This window comes from Variovorax sp. PBS-H4, assembly GCF_901827205.1.
Classification (GTDB): Bacteria; Pseudomonadota; Gammaproteobacteria; order Burkholderiales; family Burkholderiaceae_C; genus Variovorax.
Window position 1 is genome coordinate 1,486,828 of sequence record NZ_LR594675.1, and the last position, 21,267, is coordinate 1,508,094.

Below are 21,267 nucleotides of genomic sequence, written 5' to 3' on the forward strand. Positions count from 1 at the left end.
CGGAACCTGGAGACACACCCATGAAGGCATTGGTCTACGTCGGCGATGCGACGGTGCGGCAGCTGGAGGTGGCGCCGCCGCACGCGGGCAGCGGAGAGGTCATGGTCCGCGTGCTGCAGGCCGGCGTCTGCGGCACCGACATGTGCGTGGTGCGCGACGAGCGGCCCAAGGCCGTGGCGCCGATGACGCTCGGGCATGAATTCGTCGGCCTGCGGCAGGACACCGGCGAGCGCGTCATCGTCAATCCGCTGCTCGCCTGCGGCCACTGCCGCGCATGCGGCGAGGGCCGCCCGCATCTCTGCGACAACCGGCAGGTGATCGGCGTGCACCGCAACGGCGGCTTCGCGGAAGCCGTCGCAGTGCCCGAGCGCAACCTCGTGCCGGCAGGCCGTGCGACGACCACGCAGGCCGCGATGGCCGACCCGGTCGCGACCGCGCTCCACGCCTACCGGCTGGCTGCCCGGGCGATCGGCACCGGCCCGGTGGCGATCCTCGGCGCCGGCTCGATCGGGCTGTCGCTGCTCTTCGTGCTCAAGCGCTTCGGCGTACGCGACATCACGGTGACCGATCTGTCAGCCGAGCGCCGCGCCTTCGCCGATGCGGGCGGTGCCGACCGCACCGCGCAAGGCATCGACGCCAGCTTCGACGTGATCTTCGATTCGGTGGGTGCGGTCGCCACGCGGCGCGACGCCGGGCTCCGGGTGCGCCCCGGCGGGACGGCTGTGTTGGTCGGCCTCCACAGCGCCGACCTCGCCCTGCCGGCGGGTCCGCTGATCGGTGGCGAGCGCACGCTGCAAGGCTCCTTCGGCTACACGCCCGACGAGTTCCGCGAAGCCGTCTCGATGCTGCCCGACCTCGACACGCGTTGGGTGCATGCCGTGCCCTTCGACGAGGCCGAGCAGATGTTCACGCGGCTGCTGGAAGGCCGCCTCCCGCCCGGCCAGATCAAGTTGCAGATGCGCATGAGCGCCTGATTCGCCATCCATTCAAGGAGACCATCATGAGAGCATTCATCCGTACCGCCGTGCTGGCCATCGCGGGGCTCGCCGCCGGGGCCGCCGTGCAGGCCCAGGGCGATCCGATCCGCATCGGCGCCGTGCTGTCGGTGACGGGGCCGGTCGGCTTCATCGGCGACCCGCAGCAGAAGACACTGGAGTTGCACGTCAAGCGGCTCAACGAGCGAGGCGGCGTGCTGGGCCGCAAGGTCGCGCTCACGGTCTACGACGACCAGTCCGACCCGAACAACGCCAACACCTTTGCCAAGCGCCTGGTCGACACCGACAAGGTCGATGTGCTGCTGGGCGGCACCGTGACGCCCAGCGCGCTCGCGATGGTCCCGTATGCGGAGCGCGCCGGTGTGCCCTTCGTTTCGACCGGCGGTGGCCTGGCGCTCGTGGACCCGGTCAAGAAGTGGGTCTTCAAGACGCCACACTCCGACCGCATGGTGGCCGAGCGCATCCTGCAGGACATGCAGGAGCGCGGCATCAAACGCATTGCGCTGCTGTCGGAGACCAGCGGCTTCGGCCAGTCGGGTCGCAAGGAGGTGACCGCCGCGGCCGCCCGGTTCGGCATCACGGTGGTGGGCGAGGAGAGCTACGGGCCGAAGGACACCGACATCACGCCGCAGTTCACGCGGCTTCGCAATCTGCAGGACATCCAGGCGATGCTGATCTTCTGCGGCGCGGGCACCAGCCCCGCGGTGGCGATCAAGAACTACGCGCAGATGGGCTTCAAGCTCCCGGTGTACATGCCGCACGCGGCAGTCAACCAGGAGTTCGTCAAGCTTGGCGGCCCGCCGACCGAGGGCGTGCGCATGCCGACCACCGGCTTCGTGGTGCCTGACGCACTGCAGGACAGCGACCCGCAGAAGGCGCCGTCGCTCGACTTCTACCGCAGCTTCAAGGAAGCGTACAAGGTCGACGCCTCCCCCTTCGGCGGCAACGTGGCCGACGCGCTCGCCATCGCCGTCGACGCGATTCGGCGCGCCGGGAGCACGGACAAGGGGAAGGTGCGCGATGCCATCGAATCCACCAAGGGGCTGGTGGGCCTGAACGGCATCTTCACGATGACGCCGGCCAACCACAACGGCCTGGCACCCGATTCGCTGCGCATCATCGAAGTGCGCAACGCCCGATTCGAACTCGTCAAGTGAGCGGGCCCGCGTGCCAGCCTGGAGCCGACCATGCCTGCTGAACTGCTGCAGTTCCTCTTCTCCGGCCTCACGGTGGGTGCGATGTACGCACTCGCGGCGCTGGGCTATGCGCTGATCTACAACGCCAGCCACATCGTGAACTTCGCACAGGGCGAATTCATCATGCTGGGCGCGATGACGGCGGCCGCGATGGTCGAGGCCGGCAGCAGCCTGCCGATGGCGATCGCCGTTTCCGTCGCGGCGTCGGTGCTCACAGGTGCCTGCATGGAGCGGCTCGCGGTGCGGCCGGCCCGTGGTGCGCCGCTCATCACGCTGCTGATCATCACGCTGGGCGTCGCCCTGGTCATCCGCGGCGCGGTGCAGGTGGTGCTCGGCAAGGGCAACCATGCCTTGCCCGCCTTCTCGGGCGACGTGCCGCTGCGCGTGGGCGGCGCCACGCTGGTGCCGCAGAGCCTGTGGGTTCTGGGCGTCACGCTGCTGGTGGTGGTGGCACTGGCCTGGTATTTCGGGCGCACGATCTCCGGCAAGGGCATGCTGGCCACTTCGCACAACCCGCTGGCGGCCGCGCTGGTCGGCATCGGCACCGACCGCGTGATGCTGGTGTCCTTTGCCATGTCGGGCGCGTTGGGCGCGATCGGGGGCGTCATCACGGCGCCCATCACCTTCACCAGCTACGACGCTGGCGTCGTGCTGGGCCTCAAGGGCTTCGCGGCCGCCGCGCTCGGCGGCATTGGCAGCGGCCCCGGCGCGATCGTGGGCGGCCTCGCGCTCGGCGTGATGGAGGCGCTGGCCGCAGGCTACGTCTCGGCCGCCTACAAGGACGTGGTGGCCTTCGTGCTCATCCTGCTGGTGCTCATGTTCATGCCGCGCGGGCTGTTCGGCGCACGCCTGACGGAGCGCGTATGAAATTCCAGGCGCGCCACCTCGGGGTCGCGATCCTTGCGGCCATCCTGCTGGTGTTCCCCTGGCTGGGCCCGGGCAGCTTCGCCTACGACATCGCGATCCGCATCGCCATCAACGCAGTGGTCGTGATCGGGCTGAACCTGCTGTTCGGCTATGCCGGGCAGATCAGCCTCGGGCACGCGGCTTTCTTCGGCTTCGGTGCCTACGCCTCCGCGATCCTGACCGCGCACTTCGGCTGGCCGCCGCTGGCCGCGCTGGCGGCCGGGGCCGCGGCGACGGGCGTGCTGGCCTTCGTCATCGCGCGGCCGATCCTGCGGCTCGCCGGCCATCACCTGGCGATGGCGACGCTTTCGCTCGGGCTGATCGCGACGATCGTCTTCAACAACGAGACGCGCTGGACGGGCGGCTCCGACGGCATGTCGGTGCCGCCGCTGACGCTGTTCGACTGGTCGCTCGCCAGCGAGCCGGCGTGGTATGCGCTCACCGCCGCCTTGCTGGTGGCCGCAACGTGGACCGCATCCAACCTGGTCGATTCGCCGGCCGGCCGCGCGCTGCAGGCGATCCGCGGCTCCGAGGTGGCGGCGCGCACGGCCGGCATCGACGCCGGCCGCTTCAAGACCCGCGTGTTCGTGCTGTCGGCAGTGATGGCGAGCGTCATGGGCAGCCTGATGGCGCACTACGTCGGCTTCCTCACGCCCGCGGCGGCCGGCCTGGCGCGCTCGGTCGAGTTCGTGATGATGGTGGTGCTGGGCGGCACGGCGTCGGTCTTCGGGTCGATCATCGGCGCCGCGGTCATCACGCTGCTGCCGCAGGTGCTGCACGCCTTCGAGTCCTTCGAGACGCTGCTGCTCGGGGTGATCCTGACGGGCGCCATGATCTTCATGCGGGCCGGCATCGTGCCCAGCCTCCGGGCGCTCTTCGCGCGGAGGTCCCGATGATCGCGGCATCGCCACCGGCGATCGACGCGTTGAAGGTCGAGAACCTTTCCATTGCCTTCGGCGGCGTCAAGGCGATCCAGGACTTGAGCTTCGACGTACATGCGGGCACGGTGCACGCCGTCATCGGACCCAACGGTGCCGGCAAGACGACGCTGATCAACCTCGTCACGGGCATCTACAGGCCCGGAGCCGGCCGCATCGCATTGTTCGGGAAGGACGTGGGCGGCACGCCGCCCGAGCAGCTGGCCCGACTGGGGCTGAGCCGCACCTTCCAGAACCTGCAGGTGTGCATGAACATGAGCGCGGTCGACAACGTGATGATCGGCGCCCATCTCTCGCTCGGCACGGGGCTGCTGCGCGGCATGTTCAGGCCGCCCGCGCTGCGACGCGCCGACGCGGCGTGCCGCGAGCGCGCGCACGCGCTGATGGACTTCGTGGGCGTGGCGGCGTACGCCCGCTCGCAGGCCAGCCAGCTCTCCTACGGCGCGCTCAAGCGCCTGGAGATCGCGCGTGCGCTGGCCGCATCGCCGCGGCTGCTGCTCATGGACGAGCCGGCCGCCGGGCTCAACCACACGGAAACGGCCGAGATCGAGGTCCTCATCCGCCGGATCGCCGAGAGCGGCACGACGGTCGTGCTGGTCGAGCACGACATGAAGCTGGTCATGGGCGTATCGGACCGCATCCTGGCATTGAACGGCGGCCGCCGCCTCGCGCTGGGCAGCACCACCGAAGTGCGCAACGACCCCGAAGTGATCGCCGCCTACCTGGGTGCCGAAGCATGACCGCCGCGCGCCGCCGGGCTCGCCGCGACGAGAAGCATGGAAGGAGGGCCTGTCGATGAGCAAGCTGCTCGAGGTGAAGGGCCTGGCCAGCCACTACGGCCGCATCCAGGCGCTGCACACGCTGGACCTTGCGGTCGGCGAAGGCGAGCTGGTGGCGCTGGTGGGCGCCAACGGTGCCGGCAAGACGACGTTGCTGCGGGCCATCTCCGGCGTGCAGCCGGTGTCCGCCGGCTCCATCGTCTTCGACGGCGAGGAGATCGTGCGCGCGCCGTGCACGCTGCGGGTGAAGCGCGGCATCTGCCAGGTGCCCGAGGGCCGCCAGGTGTTCGGCCCGATGACAGTCGAGGACAACCTGCGCCTTGGCGCCTTCGTGCGGGACGACGCCGCCAGGATCGAGGAAGACCTGGCTGCGATGTACGCGCTCTTCCCGATCCTCGCCGAATTCCGGCGGCTGGCTGCGGGAACACTTTCGGGCGGCCAGCAGCAGATGCTCGCGATGGCCCGCGCGCTGATGGGCCGGCCGCGCTTGCTGCTGCTCGACGAACCCTCGATGGGCCTGGCCCCGCTGATCGTGAAGGAGATCTTCGCCGTCATCGGCCGGCTGCGCGATGAGGGAAAGACCATCCTGCTGGTGGAACAGAACGCGCGCGCTGCGCTCCGCATCGCCGATCGAGGCTACGTCATCGAGACCGGCCGCATCACGCTCGAAGGCCTGGGCCGCACGCTGCTCGCCGACCCGGCAGTGCAGGCAGCGTACCTCGGCATGTAGGCCAGACGCGGGCCGGCGCTCGAGAAAACAACTGGAATGGATGAACGCCATGAACTCTCCCGAAGCCCTTCACATCCTCACCCACCACCAGGCGGGCCATCTCCGCCACTTCGCCAACCTCGCGCGGCAGTTGCCCAACGACTGGTCGCTGATGCAGGGCCGCGGCGCCGGCCAGGACGACTTCGGCGGCTATCGATTCCAGCTCGCCTACATGGCCTACGCGCTGGCGCTGGCCCACCGGCACCGGCTGCCGGCTGCGCCGGGTGTCTTCAAGCCGCTGTTCGAGAAGCTGATCGCGAAGATGCTGCTGCCCGAGGTGTGGATGTACTGGGCCCGCGTGAGCCGGGGCGGCAGCGTGTTCAACATGCACCTGTCCGATCGGCTCGAAGAGGCGTGGGACCCGGTCGCGCGGGACAACATCATGTACAGCGCCTACGTGCAGTCCATGGCGCTGCTCTACGACTACCTGTTCGACGACGACCGCTACGCTGCGCCCGGCGCACTGACCTTCAGCTACTGGTCTTTCTTCTGGGGCGGCAAGGAGCGCCGCTTCGAGTACGACCAGAACAGCCTGAACGAAACCGTCTACTGGCAGATGGTCGAGAGCGGCTACCTCGGCGTGGCCTGCGAGCCCAACTGCGTATTCCAGATCTGCAACCAGCCCGCCATCCTCGGCTTTCGCATGCACGACCTGGTCAACGGCGGGTCGGTTGCGGCCGAGGTGACCGACGCCTACCGGAAGGCGTGGACGCAGTTCGGCCACCTCGGCGCGAACGGCCACTACAACATGATGATGGCGCAGGACACTCACGCGGTGCGCGACAACGCCGGCCCCTCGCCCTGGGCCGACGCCTGGTGCGGCACGCTCATGAACATGTGGAATCGCGACTTCGTGCATGCCCACTATCCGGCGCAGATCCGCGACTGGCGGGTCGAGGGCGAGGACGGCGCGGTCTCGGTGCGGTCCGCCGAGCGGCCGCTCATCATGGGCCAGAAGGTGGTCAACGACGATTCGGATTTCGGCTGGGCCGCAACCTGGGCCTCGGAGATAGGCGACAGCGCAACGCTGTCCGGACTGCAACGCCACGCCGAACGCTACATGGCGCCCACCTGGCGCGAGGGCGGTCTCTACTACCCGCGCAACGACATGCTGCAGGACGCCGAAGGGCACCGTACATTGGTCGAGCCCATGTGCGGCAACGTGCTGATGGGCTATGCGAGCCTGAATGTGCCGGATGGCCTCTGGAAGCTCTACAACGAGCCCATCGCTGCGGATGAACGCCGCCGGCCGGCACTGGTCGAAGTGGGTGAAGGCATCGATGTGCTTCAGGCGTACTTCGATGCGCAGGCGCAGCAGCTGCACTTCACGCTGCGCCGTTGCGCGAGCCGAGGCGCCGGCTTCGAGGTGGTCATCGGGCGGCTGGCAGAGCGCGGCCCGTGGACGCTCTCGATGAACGGCCGCAGGGTGGCTGCCGGCACGGGCGCCACGGTGGGCGAGACCTCGCTGTCGAGCCTGGGCACTGTCGAGCAGGGCGTGCGGCTCGACGGCAGCGAGTTCGCAGACGCGACGCGCTTCATGCTCGCCTTCGAAACGGCCTGAGCGTCTCCCGCGCCCGGCTCACGCGCAAAGCACCCGCGCGTCCACCTTGTCGATGTCGGTGTGTCCGCAGAACGCCATCGTGAGGTCCAGCTCGCGGTGAATGATCTGCAGGGCCCGCGTGACGCCGGCCTCGCCCATCGCGCCCAGCCCGTAGAGCATCGAGCGGCCGATGTAGACGCCCCGGGCACCGAGTGCGCGTGCCTTCAGCACGTCCTGCCCGCTGCGGATGCCGCCGTCCATGTGCACCTCGATGCGGTGGCCCACCGCTTCGGCGATCACGGGCAGCGCCGAGATGGAGGAGGGCGCGCCGTCGAGCTGGCGCCCGCCATGGTTGGAGACGATCAGCGCATCGGCACCCGAGTCGACGGCCAGCCGCGCGTCCTCCACGTCCTGGATGCCCTTGAGGATCAACCGCCCGCCCCAGCGCCGGCGGATCCAGTCGACGTCCGCCCACGAGAGCGTCGGATCGAACTGCCTGTTGGTCCATTCCGACAGCGAGCGCATGGTCTCGATGCCCTTCACATGGCCGAACACGTTGCCGAAGTTGCGCCGTTTCGTGCCCAGCATGCCCATGCACCAGCGCGGCTTGGTCGCCATGTTGGCGAGGTTGGCGAGCGTCGGCTTGGGTGGCACCGAGAGGCCGTTGCGCAGGTCCTTGTGGCGCTGGCCGATGATCTGCAAGTCCAGCGTCAGCACCAGGGCCGAGCAGTTCGCGGCCTTGGCGCGATCGATCAGCCGTGCCATGAAGTCGCGGTCGCGCATCACGTAGAGCTGGAACCAGAAGGGCGAGCCCGTCGCCGCCGCGATGTCCTCGATCGAGCAGATGCTCATGGTCGAGAGCGTAAAGGGGATGCCGAACTTCTCGGCAGCCTTCGCCGCCAGGATCTCGCCGTCGGCATGCTGCATGCCCGTCATGCCGGTGGGCGCGATGGCCACCGGCATCGCGGCCTCGATGCCCGCCATCGTCGTGCGCGTGCTGCGCTGCTCGATGTTCAGCGCGACGCGCTGGCGCAGCTTGAGGCGGTCGAAGTCGGCAGCATTGGCCCGGTAGGTGCCTTCGGTCCAGGAGCCGGAGTCCACGTAGTCGTAGAACATGCGCGGCACGCGCTTCCTCGCGAGGACGCGCAGGTCCTCGATGCAGGTGATGACGCTCATCCGGCTTGCTACTGCGAGCTGATCTTCTGCTCGCTGATCAGCTTGCCCCAGCGGGCCGACTCCTGCGCCATTGCCGTGGCCAGCTGCGCGGAGGGCATGAAGTCGGGTACCGCGCCCTGCAGCGCGGCGGCCTGCGGCAGGTCGGGTGCGCTCATGGCGGTGCGTGCCGCCTCGCCCAGCTTGTCGACGACGGCGGCAGGCGTGCCGGCGGGCGCCAGCAGGAACAGGCGCGGCGCCACGTCGACGCCCGGCACCGCGGTCGACAGCGCGGCCACGTCTTCGGCGCCCGGCAGCTTGTCGTTGCTCATCATCGCCAGGGCCCGCAGCTTGCCGCCCTTGGCCTGCGCCAGGCCGGCGGTTGCGCTGACCACGCCCAGCGGCACCTGGCCGCTGATCACGTCGGGAACGATCTGCGCGGCGCCGCGGTAGGGGATGTGCAGCGCGAAGGTGCCCGACTGGCCCTTCATCATCTCGAAGCCCAGGTGCTGCACGGTGCCCACGCCCGAGGTGGCGAAGGAATAGAAGCCGGGCTTGGCCTTGAGGGCCGCCACCAGCTCGCGCGGGTTCCTGGCGGGAAAGTCGTTGCCCGCGACGATCAGCAGCGGCGACTTGAACAGCCCCGCGACCGGAACGAAGCTCTTGACGGGATCGAAGCTGAGCTTGGCCTGCATGTACTTGGCGATCAACGTCGAGCTGTCGCCCAGCATCAGCGTGTAGCCGTCGGGGGCGGCCTTGGCGACCGCATCGGCGGCGATCACCCCGGCGGCACCGGCGCGGTTCTCCACCACCACTTGCTGGCCGAGCAGGGCTGACAGGCGCGGCGCGATGAGCCGCGCCATGGCATCGACGCCGCCGCCGGCGGAGTAGCCGACCAGCAGGCGGATCGGGCGGTCTGGGTAGGTGCCTTGCGCCGAGGCGAGGCCCGTGTGGCCTGCGAGCAGGGCGGGGCCGAGTGCGAGCAGCGCGCGGCGGTGGATGGCGAATGGCTTCATCGTCTTGTCTCCGGAAATCTGGTGTGGACTTGTGGGATGCGCTCGGCAGGCGTTCAGGCCTTGCCGATGCCGCGCGAGCCCGGGCGCTTCGCCAGCTCGGCCACGCGCTCGCGGTTCGGCTCGAAGCCCAGGCCTGGCTTCTCGGGCAGCGCGAGCACGCCTTGGCTCGGCACCGGCAGATCGTCGAACACCAGCTTGCAGCAGTCGACGGCCACCGAGTGGTACTCGACCAGCGAGCCGTTCGCGAGCCCAGCATGCAGGTGCATGTTGTGGTGCGGCCAGGCGCCGCCGTTCGCGAAGCGTGCGTTGAAGGCAGAGGCCATGCCGGCAATCCGCAGGCATTGCGTGAAGCCGCCGCTGATGCAGGCATTGGGCTGCACCACGTCCACCGCCTGCGCCACCAGCATGTCGCGGAAGCGGCTGGCCTGGCCTTCGTTCTGCCCCGCCGCGAGCGGGATCGAGGTCTTGTGGCGCAGCTTCACGAGATTGGGAATGTCGTTCTGCGAGACCGGCTCCTCGAAGAAGCTGATGCCGTATTCCTCGATGCGCTGTGCCAGCGAGAGCGCGTGGAAATAATCGAGGCTGCAATTCGCGTCGATGTAGATCTGCACGTCGGGTCCCACCGCCTCGCGCACGGCGCGGATGCGCTGCACGTCCTCGGCGATCAGGGCGTCGAGCGGGCGCGGCTCGTCGCGCCGTGCAAGGCCGTGGTGGCCCACCGTCATCTTCAGCCGCTTGAAGCCGCGCTCGACCCAGCTCCGCGCGGCTGCCGCCAACTCGTCGCGTTCGTAGAAGGCAAAGCCGAAGGTGGCATACACCGGCACCTCGGCGCGCGCGCCGCCCAGCAAACGCCAGCAGGGCTGGCCCAGGGCCTTGCCCTTGAGGTCCCACAGCGCGAGGTCCAGTGCGGCGATGGCGTGGCTGGCATAGCCCGACTGGCCGCGCGGCGTCAGCAGCCAGTAGAGGCGCTCCCAGATCTGCTCGTGGCGAAGCGGGTCCATGCCGAGCAGCGAATGGGCGGCGATGTCGTTGACTACCGAGGCGATCACCTCCTCCTCGGTGATGGCTGTCATGCCGGTCCCGACCAGGCCTTCGTCGGTTTCGACGTCGACAAGGCAGAGCGAGAGCGATGTGGTCTTGCTGCGGCCCGCGACATCCACCGAAACAGGCAGGTGCAGGGGCGTGGCCGCGACGCGGGTGATCTTCATGGGGCGTGTGTCTCCAGGGGTGGGGCGCAGTGTAGGAAGGCGGCCACCGCCCTCACAAGCATGCGCCACGAAGCCCGCTTTCGCGAGGCACGAAATCAAGGGTTTGCCCGGGGGCGCGGGTTCAGCGCAGCAGGAAGTCGACCAGCGTCAGCGTGGCCGGCGAGGGCTCCACGCCACTGCGCAGCGCGATGCGGTGGATGCGCGCGGCCCAGGCGTCCGTCAGCGGCACCGCTGCCAGCGGCAGGCTGGCGAGCTGCGGCGCTACTGCCTGCAGCGGCAGCACGGCCACGCCCAGGCCGCCCGCGACCATGCGGCAGACGGCGTCGAAGCTGCGCATCTGCATGCGGATCTTCAGCGCCTTGCCCGCCAGCGAGGCCGAGCGCATCAGCCGGCTGGACAGCGCGGTGCCGTCGTGCAGCGCGATGAACTGCTCGTCGAGTGCCTGCTCCAGCGCGAGCGGCGCGCTGCCGGCGAGCGCGTGGCCGGCCGGCACCACCAGCACCAGGGTGTCGGAGAAGCAGTCGGTAAGCGTGATGCCGTGCGGCGCGTGGGCCATGTCCACGATGCCCAGGTCGGCCCGGCCCTCGAGCAGCATCAGCGGAATGTCGAGGCTGCCGTGCTCGACGACATCGATGCGGATCAGCGGGTGCTCGCGCGCCATTCGGTCGAGCTTGGCCGGCAGCACTTCGAGCATGGCGGAGGTGTTGGCCGCCAGCCGCACGTGTCCTTGCAGGCCTTTCGCGTAGTCGTGCAGGTCGACCGACAGCCGGTCCAGGTCGACCAGGATCTCGCGGCCGCGCCGCACCAGCATCTGGCCTGCCGGGGTGAGCCGCACGCCGCGCGAGGAGCGCTCGAAGACGCGCAGGCCCAGGGCTTCTTCGAGCGCAGTGATGCGTGCGCTCGCGGCCGCCACCGCGAGCTGAAGCCGGTCGCCGGCGGCGCTGATGGAGCCGAGCTCCGCCGCCGCCACGATCACGCGCAGCGTCGCGAGATCAAGCGGCTCGTTCAAGCGCGGTCTCGGGCGCGAACAGGCGGCCGTGGCCGGGCGAGGCGGGGTCGAGGCCGGCCGTGCGCATCAGGTCCAAGAAGCCGGCGGGCGAGCTCGAGGTGACGGGCAGGCCGAGCTTGTGTTCGAGCGGCACGTGGATGTCCAGCGTGAGCAGGCCGCCGCAGGAGATCAGCAGCCCCTGGGCCGTTCGGTCGGCCGCCACGGTGCGTTCGGCCAAGGCCATCAGCGTTTCGCCCGGCACCTGGCCGACCGCTTCGACGCCGGTGATGGACAGGCCTTCGATGTGCGTGACGGCGATGCCGCAGCTCGCCAGGTAGGCCACCAGCCGCTGGTTCAGCGTGTCGATGTAGGCGGTGGCGACCGCGACGCGCCGGATGCCCAGCGCGCGCAGGCTGTCGACGATGGCGTGGCTCATGGTGGTGCAGGGCAGGCCAGTGGCTTCCTGCATGCGCTCGCGCAGCGCGTCGGTGAATTCGAGGCCGCGGTAGAAGCTGAGCGAGGTGCCCATCAGCGATACGGCCTCGGCACCGGCGTCTCGCAGCTCGACGGCGAGCGCGAGGATGCGGTCGACCACGGTGTCGAAGCCTTCGGGCGAGATGCCCGGGATGCCGAGCCCGCGCGCGATGAAACGCACGTCGCGCCCGCCATAGAGCGCCTGCCCGTCGGAGGGAACGAGGCCTGCGGCGGGCGGCACGATGAGGCCGAGGGTGCTAGTCGTCATGTCGTGGTCTCCGGATGCTCGAGTTGTCTCAAGCGCCGGATTGTGCGGCAGGCGACGGCTGCCTCGGCCTTCGCCCGGGCTTCAGCCCTGCAGATGCAGCGCCATGGCGGGGTCGCTGACGCCCGGCCTGCCGCTCTCGACACGCCCGGCGAAGCGGCGCTCGAAGTTCTCGGCGCTGACGGTGAAGTCGTACCAGTCGCCGCTCGTCTGCAGGTTCCAGTGCTGCGTCTCGATATCGCCGGGCTTGATGTCCATGGTCCACGGGCCGTGCTTGCCGTACGCGTTGGCGGCGATCGTCACGCGGCCGCGTTGCTTGCCGCTGTTGCGCACTCTCAGGTACAGGTGGCCGCTGTGGGCCTGGTAGCCGATCCGGATCTCCGGCTGGAACGCCGCCGTGTCGTGAAACAGCGCGTCGCCCTTGAAGCTGCGCACGAACCCGTTGGGGCCATAGACCCATAGCTCGTACTTGCCGCTGTCGGAAGCGCCGGTGTTCCAGGTGTCGCGCAGCGTCTTGCCCGCCTCCACGGTGTAGCGGCGGGGGATGCGGTCGAGGTGCAGCTTGTCGTAGACATGGAAGACGGCGCCCTGCTTGCCGGTGTTGGCGAACGCCAGCGACACCATGCCGCGCGACTCTACCTGCGCGCTGGTGTGCAGCTCGTAGGGGAGTGCACGCGAGGGGCGCACGCCGATCTCCTGGAACAGCGGCTGCGGCGTGGCGGGCGCAGTGGTGATGGGGGCCGTGGGCAGCAGCCTCTGCGCCGCATTGATCGCGGGAAAGTTGCTCGTGTCGGGCAGTTGCGGAAAGACCGGATCGTTCGGGTGCGCGAAGTCGAAGCAGGAGGTGAGGTCGCCGCAGACGGCGCGGTGCCATGGGCTGATGGCGTCCACCGTGATGCCGAAGCGCTTCTCCAAGAACATGCCGAGGGAGGTGTGGTCGAACACCTGCGAATCGACCCAGCCGCCCTTGCTCCACGGCGACACCACGTACATCGGCACGCGCGAACTCAGGCCCCACGGGCGGATCTTGCCGCTGGTGGTGTCGTTGGCGCTCAGGTAGTTGCCCACCGACGCATCGAAGTACTCGCCGTCGAGTGCCACGGTGGACTTGCCCATCAGGTTGCCATTGGCGTCATAGGAAGGCACCGCCGGCATCGGCAGGTGGTCGAAGAAACCGTCGTTCTCGTCGAAGGTCACGAAAAGCACCGTCTTGCTCCAGACTTTCGGATTGGACGTGAGCGCGTCCAGCACGTCCGAGACGAAGTCGGCAGCGCCTGCGGTGCCTTCGCTGCTGCCAGGATGCTCGGCCAGCGCCTGCGTCGGCAGCACCCACGAGACCTGCGGCAGGGTGTCGTTCATCACGTCCTGCTTCAGCTGCGCGAGGAAATTGACAGCGCCGTCGGCCGTGGCCGGGCCACCCGTCAGGCCATGCTCATAGATCGGCGAGCCCGGCTGCGCGGTGCGGAAGCTCTGGAAAGCCAGGCAGCCGTGCATGGCGCCGGTCCAGTTGTTGTTCATGTTCTGGTAGATGTGCCAGCTGATGCCCGCCTTTTGCAGGACATCCGGCAGCGTGTCCCATTTGAAGGCGGTGTTGACGTACTTGTAGTTGTAGGCACCCGTTGCCGGGTCGACCTGGCCCGATCCGCCCGCCTTCTGCGCCCGGCCCGCAACCCAGTTGGACGGGCTGGGCCAGCAGCGCGAGTTGACGGGCTCGCCATCGGCGTGCGTGCTGTTGATGCCCTGCTTGCGCAGTTCCGGGTTGAAGTTGGAGCCCGACCAGAACACGATGCGGTTCGGGTCGGTGCCGGTGAGGACGGAACAGTGATAGCCGTCGCAGATCGTGAAGGCATCGGCCAGCGCGAACTGGAACGGAATGTCCTCGCGCAGAAAGTAGCCCATCGTGGCCTGGTTCTTGAACTGGATCCAGCGGTCCATCTTCCCCTGGTTCCACGCCGCTTGCTGATCGGGAAAATTGTGCGGCGTGCCAGATCCGATCAACGCCCTGCCGGTCCTGGAATCGCGGCGAAAGGGCTGGATCTCCGGGCCGCCGCTCGGGTTGGGCTGGAAATACACCGGCTTGCCGCTCGCCAGCGGGATCGGGAAGCGGTCGCCGAAGCCGCGCACGCCGCGCATGGTGCCGAAGTAATGATCGAAGCTGCGGTTCTCCTGCATCAGGATGACGATGTGCTGGACGTCCTCGATGCTGCGGTGCTTGTCGTGCGCCTCGACCGCCAGCGCTCGGCGGATCGAGGGCGGCAGCACTGTGAGCGCGGTCGCGGCGCCCAGTGTGCCGGCGGTCTTGCGGAGGAAGTCGCGTCGTGGGGGAATGTTCGTGGTCATGGCTTCAGAGGTGGTTGGACCTCGATGAGCTTAGGAAGCGGCCATGACAGGAAAGTGAATCTTCCTCGAAGCGTTGAGCCGAAGCAGGCGGCGGACTTCAGTTCGCGCGAGCCGCCGTGCGCTGGACGGCAATGGGCGAAGTGCCTTTCAAGACACTGATTACCTGGCTGCGGTGCCCTTCAAGCCGGCGCCGCGCACCTCGATCCGGCGCTGGTCCAACACCCTGCCGCGCGCATCGATCAACTCCACCACGTGCCGCCCGGGCCACGGCAACCATTGGGCACTGGCGCCGCGCGCGAAGGGCCTGCCGTCGATATGCCAGGCGACGCCGCTGCCCTCGGCCTCGAAGCGCACGCGCTGGTGGCGTGGGGGGATGTCGGGATCGAGCGCGATGATGGTGCCGTCCACGGGCGCGGTGATACGAGGCGGCGGATCGCCACTCGCGGCCGGCAGGTCGAAGCGAGGCTGTTCGGTGCCGGCGATGAACCATTCTTCGCGGGCCGCTTCCAGCTCGTCGCTGAAACGCACGCGCATGCGCACCAGGCCCGGCGGCGGGACCGGCGGGCGGCTGGCCTCGCGGCGGTGGAGGAAGGCCATGAGCTCGGCCCAGACCGGCGCGGCGCCGCTGGTGCCGCTCACGTCCCACATCGGCGCGCCGCTGGCGTTGCCCACCCACACACCGACCGTGTAGCGCTGCGACCAGCCGACCGCCCAGTTGTCGCGCATGTCCTTGCTGGTGCCGGTCTTCACAGCGCTCCAGAAGCGCGTGCCCAGCACGCTGTCGAGGCCGAAGGTGGGCGCGCGAGCGTTGGCGTCGCTCAGGATGTCGCCGACGATGAAGCTCGCGCGCGGATCGATCGCGAGGGGCTTGCTTCTGCCTCCTTCAAGGGATGCCCGGGAGGGGGGGCTGGACGCCGGCAGGATGCGCGCCTCATTAAAAAGTCCCTGGTTTGCCAGCGTGCGATATCCATTGGTCAACGCCAGCAGCGACACCTCCGCGCTCCCCAGCGCCAGGCTGTAGCCGTAGTAGTCCCCGTTCTGCGCCAGCCCCAGCCCCGCCGCGCGCAGCTGGCGGGCAAAGGCCTCCGGCGAGACCATCACGAGCGTGCGCACCGCCGGCACGTTGAGCGAAGCCGCAAGCGCGGTGCGCACCGAGACGTGGCCCTTGAACTGCCGGTCGTAGTTCTGCGGGATGTAGAGGCCGGCCGCGGTGCTGATCTGTGCGGAGGAGTCGTCGAGCAGCGATGCGGCGGTGAGCCTTCGCTCGGCGATCGCCTGCGCATAGAGCAGCGGCTTGAGCGTGGAGCCGGGCTGGCGCTGCGCCAGCACGCCGTCGACCTCGGCCGCGCGGCTCAGCGCGCCGGAGGAGCCGACCCACGCGAGGACCTCGCCGCTGGCGTTGTCGAGCACCACCAGTGCGCCGTCCTCGACATTGCGCCCGCGCAGTTCCTTGAGATGACGCTGCAGGGTCGTGAGCGCAAAGCGTTGCAGCGGCGCCCGCAGCGTGGTGCGAACGTCGCCCCCTTGCGCTTCGGCCGCATTCGATACCCGCCGTGCCAGATGAGGCGCAATTCCTTCACTCGCCTCGAAGCCCCTGCGTTGCAAGGACGCGCTCGCGAACATCGCGAGCGCGTCGCAATCTACCGCGCCACCAGCGTCCATCGCGCGCATCACCTCGCAGGCCCGTTGTGCGACGAGGGGCGGCTTGGCATTGGGTGCGCGCACCAGCGCCGCGGCAACCGCGGCCTCGCGCGCATCGAGCCCGTGCGGCGCCTTGCCGAAGAGCGTGCGAGAGAGCGCGTCGATGCCGACGATCTCGCCGCGGAAAGGCACGGTGTTGAGATAACCCTCGAGGATCTGGTCCTTGCGCCATTGGCGCTCGAGCTTTTGCGCCGCCAGCGTCTGCCCGAGCTTCTGCGTCAGGTCGCGCCCGCCGCTGCCCCGACGCAAGTCGTCATCGAGCAGCCCCGCGAGCTGCATGGTGATGGTGGAGGCGCCGCGCGTGCGCGTGTTCCACAGGTTGCTCCACGCCGCGGCCGAGACTGCGCGCCAGTCGATGCCGCTGTGCTCGTAGAAACGCTTGTCCTCGCTCAGCAGCATGGCGGTGCGCAGGGCCGGAGAGATATCGCCCAATGCCGTCCATCGGCCGCGGCGCACGCCGGCGTCGGTGCGGATGCGCTGCAGCAGTTCGCCATTGCGGTCGAGCACCTGGATATCGGAAGGGCGGAAGTCGCGCTTCACTTCCTCGAAGCCCGGCAACGCTTGCGCAGGACCGATGGAGGCGAGGAGCAGGCTGAGCGCCAGGAGGGCGTGTGGGGTGCGCGGCATGACGGGTCGCCAGCTTGCCACAAGGCGGGCCGGGGCCGCGAATGCGGTCGGGGACTACTTGCGAACGGGCGGGGGCGCGGGTTGTCAACGTTTGCTGCGCCACGCATCTTGAACGCTCAACGATTATTCAAGGAGATCCGATGAAAACACTCGTCGCCCTGCTGATTGCTGCAACCGCTGCCCTGGCCGGCTGCGTGGCCGTGCCGTACGACAGTGGCCGCTCCCCGCCGCGCGCGAGCTACGGGGACCGCGACCGCGACCGTGATGGCGTGCCCAATCGCTACGACCGCGATCGGGACAATGATGGCGTGCCGAATCGCTACGACAGCCGGCCCAACAATCCGAACCGGTACTGAGGTGCCGCCGGGCGCGCCTCCTAAGGCGGCAGCCCGGGCCTCTGTTGTGGTCCTGCGGGGCTAGGCTTCCAGGATCAACTGCGTCTGCGTGACGACGGCGCACAGCTTGCCTTCCGCGGACCGGATGGTGGTCTGCCACACCATCGTGGTTCGACCTCGATGCAGGGCGATGCTCTCGCCGGTCACCGCGGAGTTCACGCGTGCTCCGCTGATGAACTTGGTGCTGGAGTCGGTGGTCGTCGTCCGCTTGCCTTGCGGCATGTTGATGAGGGTGCCGACCGCGCCGAGCGTGTCGGCGAAGGCCATGTAGGCGCCGCCATGCAGGATGCCGCCGACGGTGCAGAGATCCGGCCGGACGACCAGCTCGGCAATCACGCGCTCTGGCTCGAGCGTGAGGAGGCGAACACCCATGAGGCCGGGAAAAACCGGATCGAGGATCTTCTGGACGGCTTCGAGGGCAGGCACAGGCTGGGTCATGGCGCGGCTTTCCTCGTGTACTCAGGGGGAGAAGGGCTTGTACGGCTTCGCCTCGAATCGAATGGCCGACTTGGCGCGTGCACGCTCGGCCTCGATTTCCCGGTCGCGAGGATCGGCCGCGGTCACCAGCGAATCGATCAGTGTCCGCGCCGTGGCCGCGACGTCATCCACGGCGCGTTGGAAGGCTTCCTGGTTGAGCTTCGACGGGCTCTTGAAGCCGCTGAGCTTGCGCACGAACTGAAGCGAAGCGGCGCGTACTTCTTCATCCGTGGCGGGCGGTTCGAAGTTAAACAGGGTCTTGATGTTCCGGCACATGGTCGCTCCATGGAAAGGGCGGATCAACAGGATGTCTGCGACGATGGATAGAAGGATACGCAGCTTGGGGCGTTGACGCGCGGGCGGCTCGCCTGTTCGAACCCGGGCCTTGTACGCGGTCACGAGCGTGGAAGCCATGGGGTCGACGAATCGTCGCTGAGACTCTGCCGAGCACGGGGCAAAGAACGACAGCTTCAAACTGCCAAATTGGTCGGGGTGAGAGGATTCGAACCTCCGGCCTCTACGTCCCGAACGTAGCGCTCTACCAGGCTAAGCTACACCCCGATGGTTGCGTGAAAAAGAATCGACCTTCGAGGCCCACTGTCGTGAGGTGTCAGGCGCGCCGCTCAAGCAACTGAGCCGCCAATTGTAGCAAACCCGCAGAGTGCGAATTGGCCGGAAAGCCGGCCAGCGCGTCGATCGCGCGCTGGGCTTCGGCGGCGGCGGCCGCGCGCGTGGCGTCCAGGGCACCGGTTTCGCGCACGATGGCGACGATCCGAGGCAGCTGCGCGGTGTCGCCGGCTTCGATCGCGCTACGGATGAGATCGCGCTCGGCTGGGGTGCCGCGCTGCATCGCCAGGATCAGGGGGAGGGTTGTCTTGCCTTCGCGCAGGTCGTCGCCGACGTTCTTGCCGGTCTCGCTCGCATCTCCTGCGTAGTCGAGCACGTCGTCGATCACCTGGAAGGCGGTGCCAAGCGCGCGACCGTAGGCCGCACAGGCTTCTTCCGTTTCCGGTGCAACGCCGGCCAGCACCGCAGCCAGGCGGGTGCTGGCCTCGAACAGCTTGGCGGTCTTCGAGCGGATGACCCGAAGATAGGCCTCTTCGTCGAGCGAGGCGTCGTGCATGTTCATCAGCTGCAGCACCTCGCCCTCGGCGATCACGTTGGTGGCTTCGGCCAGGATCTCCATGACGCGGACGTCGTGGGCGTCCAGCATCATCTGGAAGGCCCGCGAATAGAGGAAGTCGCCTACCAGCACGCTGGCCGGGTTGCCGAAGGACTCGTTGGCAGTGGGACGGCCGCGCCGCAGCGTGGACTCGTCGACGACGTCGTCGTGCAGCAAGGTCGCGGTGTGAATGAATTCCACGACAGCGGCGAGGTTGAATCGCTGCTCGCCCTGATAGCCCAACGCGCCTGCCATCAGCAGCAGCAGAGCGGGGCGCAACCGCTTGCCGCCCGCCGAGATGATGTACTGCGATACCTGACGCACCAGCGGGACGCCGGTGTCGAGGCGGCGGGCGATCACGAGATCGACCCCGGCCATGTCCTCGGCAATGAGGCTGAGCACGGCGGTGGCGGGGGAGTTATCGGCGGGGGGAGCTGACAAGGCGAAGGCGCTCGTGCGCTGCTTGGGGAGAACGGCCGGCCGCGGCCGGAACGCGCAGATTATAGGGAGCCGGGTCCTCACGGAACCCATGCAACCGGGCGGATCTTCTGAAAAACGCCCTTCGTGCTAGAATCTTGGGCTCTGCGGAATTCGCCGTAGAGCCATCTTCCTCAAGAGGTTTATATGTACGCGGTCATAAAAACCGGCGGCAAGCAGTATCGCGTTGCTTCCGGCGAAAAAATTAAAGTAGAACAGATTGCTGCGGACGTAGGCCAGGAAATCGTGATCGATCAAGTGCTCGCAGTCGGCGACGGCAGCGCTCTCAAGATCGGCACGCCCCTGGTGTCCGGCGCAACGGTCACGGTCACCGTGCTGTCGCATGGCAAGCACGACAAGGTCCGCATCTTCAAGATGCGCCGTCGCAAGCACTATCAAAAACGTCAAGGCCATCGCCAGCAGTTCACGGAGCTGCAAATCGGCGCGATCGCCGGCTAAGGAGCTGACACCATGGCACAGAAAAAAGGCGGCGGCTCTACGCGGAACGGGCGTGATTCCAAGCCCAAGATGCTCGGCGTGAAGGCTTTCGGCGGCGAGTTGATCAGCGCAGGCTCGATCATCGTGCGCCAGCGTGGCACCCAGTTCCACCCCGGCACCAACGTTGGCGTGGGCAAGGACCACACGTTGTTTGCCCTGGTCGACGGCCACGTGACCTTCGGCGCCAAGGGCGCGCTCAACAAGCATACGGTCAGCGTGACGCCGGCCTGAGCCCGTCACTTCGATCAGCTCGAAGCCCCGCTTTGTCGGGGCTTCTTCATTTGTAAACTGGACATCTCATGAAGTTCGTGGACGAAGCCTTCATCGACATCGCCGCTGGCGATGGCGGCAACGGCTGCGTGTCGTTCCGCCATGAGAAGTACAAGGAATTCGGGGGCCCCGACGGTGGTGACGGGGGGCGCGGCGGCCATGTTTTCGCTGTGGCAGACCCCAATCTCAACACCCTGGTGGATTTCCGCTTCTCGCGCCGCCATGAGGCGAGGCGCGGGCAGCACGGCATGGGCTCGGACATGTTCGGCGCCGCAGGCGACGACATCACGCTCAAGATGCCGGTGGGCACCATCATCAGCGATGCCGAGACTGGCGAGGTGCTGTTCGAACTGTTGACGCCCGGCGAGACGATCATCATTGCCAAGGGCGGCGACGGCGGCTTCGGCAACCTGCGCTACAAGAGCGCCATCAATCGTGCTCCACGCCAGAAGACGCCGGGCTGGCCCGGCGAACGCAAGAGCCTCAAGCTCGAGCTGAAGGTACTGGCCGACGTCGGCCTCCTGGGCATGCCCAATGCCGGCAAGTCCACGCTCATCAGCGCGGTTTCAAATGCGCGCCCTCGCATCGCCGACTACCCTTTCACAACGCTGCATCCCAACTTGGGCGTGGTGCGCGTGGGACCCGAGCAAAGCTTCGTGGTCGCCGACTTGCCAGGACTGATCGAAGGGGCGTCCGAAGGCGCCGGGCTGGGCCACCAGTTCCTGCGCCATCTGCAGCGCACGCGGCTGCTGCTGCATGTGGTGGATCTGGCTCCCTTCGACGAGACCGATCCTGTCGCGCAGGCCAAGGCCATCGTCGGCGAGCTCAAGAAGTACGACGCGGCGCTGTACGAGAAGCCGCGCTGGCTGGTGCTCAACAAGCTGGACATGATCCCGGCTGAGGAGCGAGCCACGAAGGTGAAGGACTTCGTCAAGCGGCTGCGTTTCAAGGGCCCCGTGTTCGAGATCTCCGCGCTGACGCGGGAGGGTTGCGAGACGCTGGTGAAGGCGGTCTATCAGCACGTCAAGGCGCAGCAGGTCGCCGAGCAGCCGCCGATCGAGATCGATCCCCGCTTCGCCTGACCGACTGCAACG

21 protein-coding genes and 1 tRNA gene are annotated in these 21,267 nt (G+C 68.1%); 11 read left to right on the forward strand and 11 right to left on the reverse strand.

Features of this window, described 5'->3' with window-relative positions; translation table 11 throughout:
• The first annotated feature begins 20 nt into the window (after positions 1–20).
• The 7 genes from E5CHR_RS06965 (at position 21) to E5CHR_RS06995 (ending at position 7,144) form a co-directional block, all read left to right on the forward strand.
• Positions 21–974: a zinc-dependent alcohol dehydrogenase gene (locus E5CHR_RS06965; RefSeq protein WP_162579015.1), complete on the forward strand. Its 954-nt coding sequence runs from the start codon at positions 21–23 to the stop codon at positions 972–974.
• A gap of 26 nt (positions 975–1,000) precedes the next feature.
• Positions 1,001–2,152 carry an ABC transporter substrate-binding protein gene (locus E5CHR_RS06970; RefSeq protein WP_162579016.1) on the forward strand — a complete coding sequence of 384 codons (1,152 nt, stop codon included), beginning with the start codon at positions 1,001–1,003 and terminating at the stop codon, positions 2,150–2,152.
• A 30-nt stretch (positions 2,153–2,182) separates the two neighbouring features.
• Positions 2,183–3,058, forward strand: a complete 876-nt coding sequence (locus tag E5CHR_RS06975) for a branched-chain amino acid ABC transporter permease (protein WP_162579017.1) — start codon at positions 2,183–2,185, stop codon at positions 3,056–3,058.
• A complete protein-coding gene (locus E5CHR_RS06980) occupies positions 3,055–3,993 on the forward strand; it encodes a branched-chain amino acid ABC transporter permease (RefSeq protein ID WP_162579018.1) in 939 nt (312 codons plus the stop codon). Before E5CHR_RS06975 ends, E5CHR_RS06980 begins: the two co-directional genes overlap by 4 nt.
• Positions 3,990–4,775, forward strand: coding sequence for an ABC transporter ATP-binding protein (locus tag E5CHR_RS06985; protein WP_162579019.1), 786 nt, complete (start codon positions 3,990–3,992; stop codon positions 4,773–4,775). The genes E5CHR_RS06980 and E5CHR_RS06985 overlap by 4 nt, the downstream gene beginning before the upstream one ends.
• Before the next feature lie 64 nt (positions 4,776–4,839).
• Positions 4,840–5,544 carry an ABC transporter ATP-binding protein gene (locus E5CHR_RS06990; protein WP_197893897.1) on the forward strand — a complete coding sequence of 235 codons (705 nt, stop codon included), beginning with the start codon at positions 4,840–4,842 and terminating at the stop codon, positions 5,542–5,544.
• Positions 5,545–5,593: 49 nt separating this feature from the next.
• A complete protein-coding gene (locus tag E5CHR_RS06995; RefSeq protein WP_232061985.1) occupies positions 5,594–7,144 on the forward strand; it encodes a linalool dehydratase/isomerase domain-containing protein in 1,551 nt (516 codons plus the stop codon).
• Positions 7,145–7,162: 18 nt separating this feature from the next.
• Here E5CHR_RS06995 and E5CHR_RS07000 read toward each other — a convergent pair whose 3' ends face one another.
• The 7 genes from E5CHR_RS07000 to pbpC form a co-directional block, all read right to left on the reverse strand.
• Positions 7,163–8,299: an alpha-hydroxy acid oxidase gene (locus E5CHR_RS07000; RefSeq protein WP_162579022.1), complete on the reverse strand. Its 1,137-nt coding sequence runs from the start codon at positions 8,297–8,299 to the stop codon at positions 7,163–7,165.
• Between the two features lie 8 nt (positions 8,300–8,307).
• Positions 8,308–9,291, reverse strand: a complete 984-nt coding sequence (locus E5CHR_RS07005) for a Bug family tripartite tricarboxylate transporter substrate binding protein (protein ID WP_162579023.1) — start codon at positions 9,289–9,291, stop codon at positions 8,308–8,310.
• A 53-nt stretch (positions 9,292–9,344) separates the two neighbouring features.
• Positions 9,345–10,499, reverse strand: coding sequence for a mandelate racemase/muconate lactonizing enzyme family protein (locus E5CHR_RS07010; protein ID WP_162579024.1), 1,155 nt, complete (start codon positions 10,497–10,499; stop codon positions 9,345–9,347).
• A 121-nt stretch (positions 10,500–10,620) separates the two neighbouring features.
• Complete coding sequence (locus E5CHR_RS07015; RefSeq protein WP_162579025.1) at positions 10,621–11,508, reverse strand: LysR substrate-binding domain-containing protein; 888 nt, start codon at positions 11,506–11,508, stop codon at positions 10,621–10,623.
• Complete coding sequence (locus E5CHR_RS07020; RefSeq protein WP_162579026.1) at positions 11,492–12,229, reverse strand: arylmalonate decarboxylase; 738 nt, start codon at positions 12,227–12,229, stop codon at positions 11,492–11,494. The genes E5CHR_RS07015 and E5CHR_RS07020 overlap by 17 nt, the downstream gene beginning before the upstream one ends.
• 81 nt (positions 12,230–12,310) lie before the next feature.
• Positions 12,311–14,566 (reverse strand): phosphocholine-specific phospholipase C, encoded by a 2,256-nt coding sequence (locus E5CHR_RS07025; RefSeq protein WP_162579027.1) that lies wholly within the window; start codon positions 14,564–14,566, stop codon positions 12,311–12,313.
• Positions 14,567–14,725: 159 nt separating this feature from the next.
• Complete coding sequence (pbpC, locus tag E5CHR_RS07030; protein ID WP_162579028.1) at positions 14,726–16,894, reverse strand: penicillin-binding protein 1C; 2,169 nt, start codon at positions 16,892–16,894, stop codon at positions 14,726–14,728.
• A 140-nt stretch (positions 16,895–17,034) separates the two neighbouring features.
• Here pbpC and E5CHR_RS07035 point away from each other — a divergent pair, with 140 nt between their 5' ends.
• The gene (locus E5CHR_RS07035) at positions 17,035–17,250 is read left to right on the forward strand and encodes a thrombospondin type 3 repeat-containing protein (RefSeq protein WP_162579029.1); all 216 of its coding nucleotides are present in this window, start codon (positions 17,035–17,037) and stop codon (positions 17,248–17,250) included.
• Positions 17,251–17,310: 60 nt separating this feature from the next.
• Here E5CHR_RS07035 and E5CHR_RS07040 read toward each other — a convergent pair whose 3' ends face one another.
• The 4 genes from E5CHR_RS07040 to E5CHR_RS07055 all read right to left on the reverse strand — a co-directional run bounded on the left by E5CHR_RS07040 (position 17,311) and on the right by E5CHR_RS07055 (position 19,369).
• Positions 17,311–17,727, reverse strand: a complete 417-nt coding sequence (locus E5CHR_RS07040) for a PaaI family thioesterase (protein WP_162579030.1) — start codon at positions 17,725–17,727, stop codon at positions 17,311–17,313.
• A gap of 21 nt (positions 17,728–17,748) precedes the next feature.
• Entirely contained in the window at positions 17,749–18,042 is a 294-nt protein-coding gene (locus E5CHR_RS07045) for a DUF2277 domain-containing protein (RefSeq protein WP_162583601.1), read from the reverse strand.
• Positions 18,043–18,250: 208 nt separating this feature from the next.
• Positions 18,251–18,327: transfer RNA gene (locus E5CHR_RS07050), tRNA-Pro, on the reverse strand.
• 49 nt (positions 18,328–18,376) lie between these two features.
• Positions 18,377–19,369, reverse strand: coding sequence for a polyprenyl synthetase family protein (locus E5CHR_RS07055; RefSeq protein ID WP_162579031.1), 993 nt, complete (start codon positions 19,367–19,369; stop codon positions 18,377–18,379).
• A 183-nt stretch (positions 19,370–19,552) separates the two neighbouring features.
• Between E5CHR_RS07055 and rplU the strand changes: the two genes are divergently transcribed.
• The 3 genes from rplU to cgtA all read left to right on the forward strand — a co-directional run bounded on the left by rplU (position 19,553) and on the right by cgtA (position 21,255).
• Positions 19,553–19,864: a 50S ribosomal protein L21 gene (rplU, locus tag E5CHR_RS07060; protein WP_068680024.1), complete on the forward strand. Its 312-nt coding sequence runs from the start codon at positions 19,553–19,555 to the stop codon at positions 19,862–19,864.
• Positions 19,865–19,876: 12 nt separating this feature from the next.
• Positions 19,877–20,134 (forward strand): 50S ribosomal protein L27, encoded by a 258-nt coding sequence (rpmA, locus tag E5CHR_RS07065; RefSeq protein WP_162579032.1) that lies wholly within the window; start codon positions 19,877–19,879, stop codon positions 20,132–20,134.
• A 68-nt stretch (positions 20,135–20,202) separates the two neighbouring features.
• Complete coding sequence (cgtA, locus tag E5CHR_RS07070) at positions 20,203–21,255, forward strand: Obg family GTPase CgtA (RefSeq protein WP_162579033.1); 1,053 nt, start codon at positions 20,203–20,205, stop codon at positions 21,253–21,255.
• The last annotated feature ends 12 nt before the right edge of the window (positions 21,256–21,267 follow it).

Coding starts and splice junctions, on each gene's coding strand:
- E5CHR_RS06985 (WP_162579019.1), top strand. CDS start 3,990: ATGATCGCGGCATCGCCACCGGCGATCGACGCGTTGAAGGTCGAGAAC.
- rplU (WP_068680024.1), top strand. CDS start 19,553: ATGTACGCGGTCATAAAAACCGGCGGCAAGCAGTATCGCGTTGCTTCC.
- E5CHR_RS07025 (WP_162579027.1), bottom strand. CDS start 14,566: ATGACCACGAACATTCCCCCACGACGCGACTTCCTCCGCAAGACCGCC.
- E5CHR_RS06995 (WP_232061985.1), top strand. CDS start 5,594: ATGAACTCTCCCGAAGCCCTTCACATCCTCACCCACCACCAGGCGGGC.
- E5CHR_RS07040 (WP_162579030.1), bottom strand. CDS start 17,727: ATGACCCAGCCTGTGCCTGCCCTCGAAGCCGTCCAGAAGATCCTCGAT.
- E5CHR_RS07020 (WP_162579026.1), bottom strand. CDS start 12,229: ATGACGACTAGCACCCTCGGCCTCATCGTGCCGCCCGCCGCAGGCCTC.
- E5CHR_RS06970 (WP_162579016.1), top strand. CDS start 1,001: ATGAGAGCATTCATCCGTACCGCCGTGCTGGCCATCGCGGGGCTCGCC.
- E5CHR_RS07035 (WP_162579029.1), top strand. CDS start 17,035: ATGAAAACACTCGTCGCCCTGCTGATTGCTGCAACCGCTGCCCTGGCC.
- E5CHR_RS07045 (WP_162583601.1), bottom strand. CDS start 18,042: ATGTGCCGGAACATCAAGACCCTGTTTAACTTCGAACCGCCCGCCACG.
- pbpC (WP_162579028.1), bottom strand. CDS start 16,894: ATGCCGCGCACCCCACACGCCCTCCTGGCGCTCAGCCTGCTCCTCGCC.
- E5CHR_RS07000 (WP_162579022.1), bottom strand. CDS start 8,299: ATGAGCGTCATCACCTGCATCGAGGACCTGCGCGTCCTCGCGAGGAAG.
- cgtA (WP_162579033.1), top strand. CDS start 20,203: ATGAAGTTCGTGGACGAAGCCTTCATCGACATCGCCGCTGGCGATGGC.
- E5CHR_RS07010 (WP_162579024.1), bottom strand. CDS start 10,499: ATGAAGATCACCCGCGTCGCGGCCACGCCCCTGCACCTGCCTGTTTCG.
- rpmA (WP_162579032.1), top strand. CDS start 19,877: ATGGCACAGAAAAAAGGCGGCGGCTCTACGCGGAACGGGCGTGATTCC.
- E5CHR_RS06980 (WP_162579018.1), top strand. CDS start 3,055: ATGAAATTCCAGGCGCGCCACCTCGGGGTCGCGATCCTTGCGGCCATC.
- E5CHR_RS06975 (WP_162579017.1), top strand. CDS start 2,183: ATGCCTGCTGAACTGCTGCAGTTCCTCTTCTCCGGCCTCACGGTGGGT.
- E5CHR_RS07005 (WP_162579023.1), bottom strand. CDS start 9,291: ATGAAGCCATTCGCCATCCACCGCCGCGCGCTGCTCGCACTCGGCCCC.
- E5CHR_RS06965 (WP_162579015.1), top strand. CDS start 21: ATGAAGGCATTGGTCTACGTCGGCGATGCGACGGTGCGGCAGCTGGAG.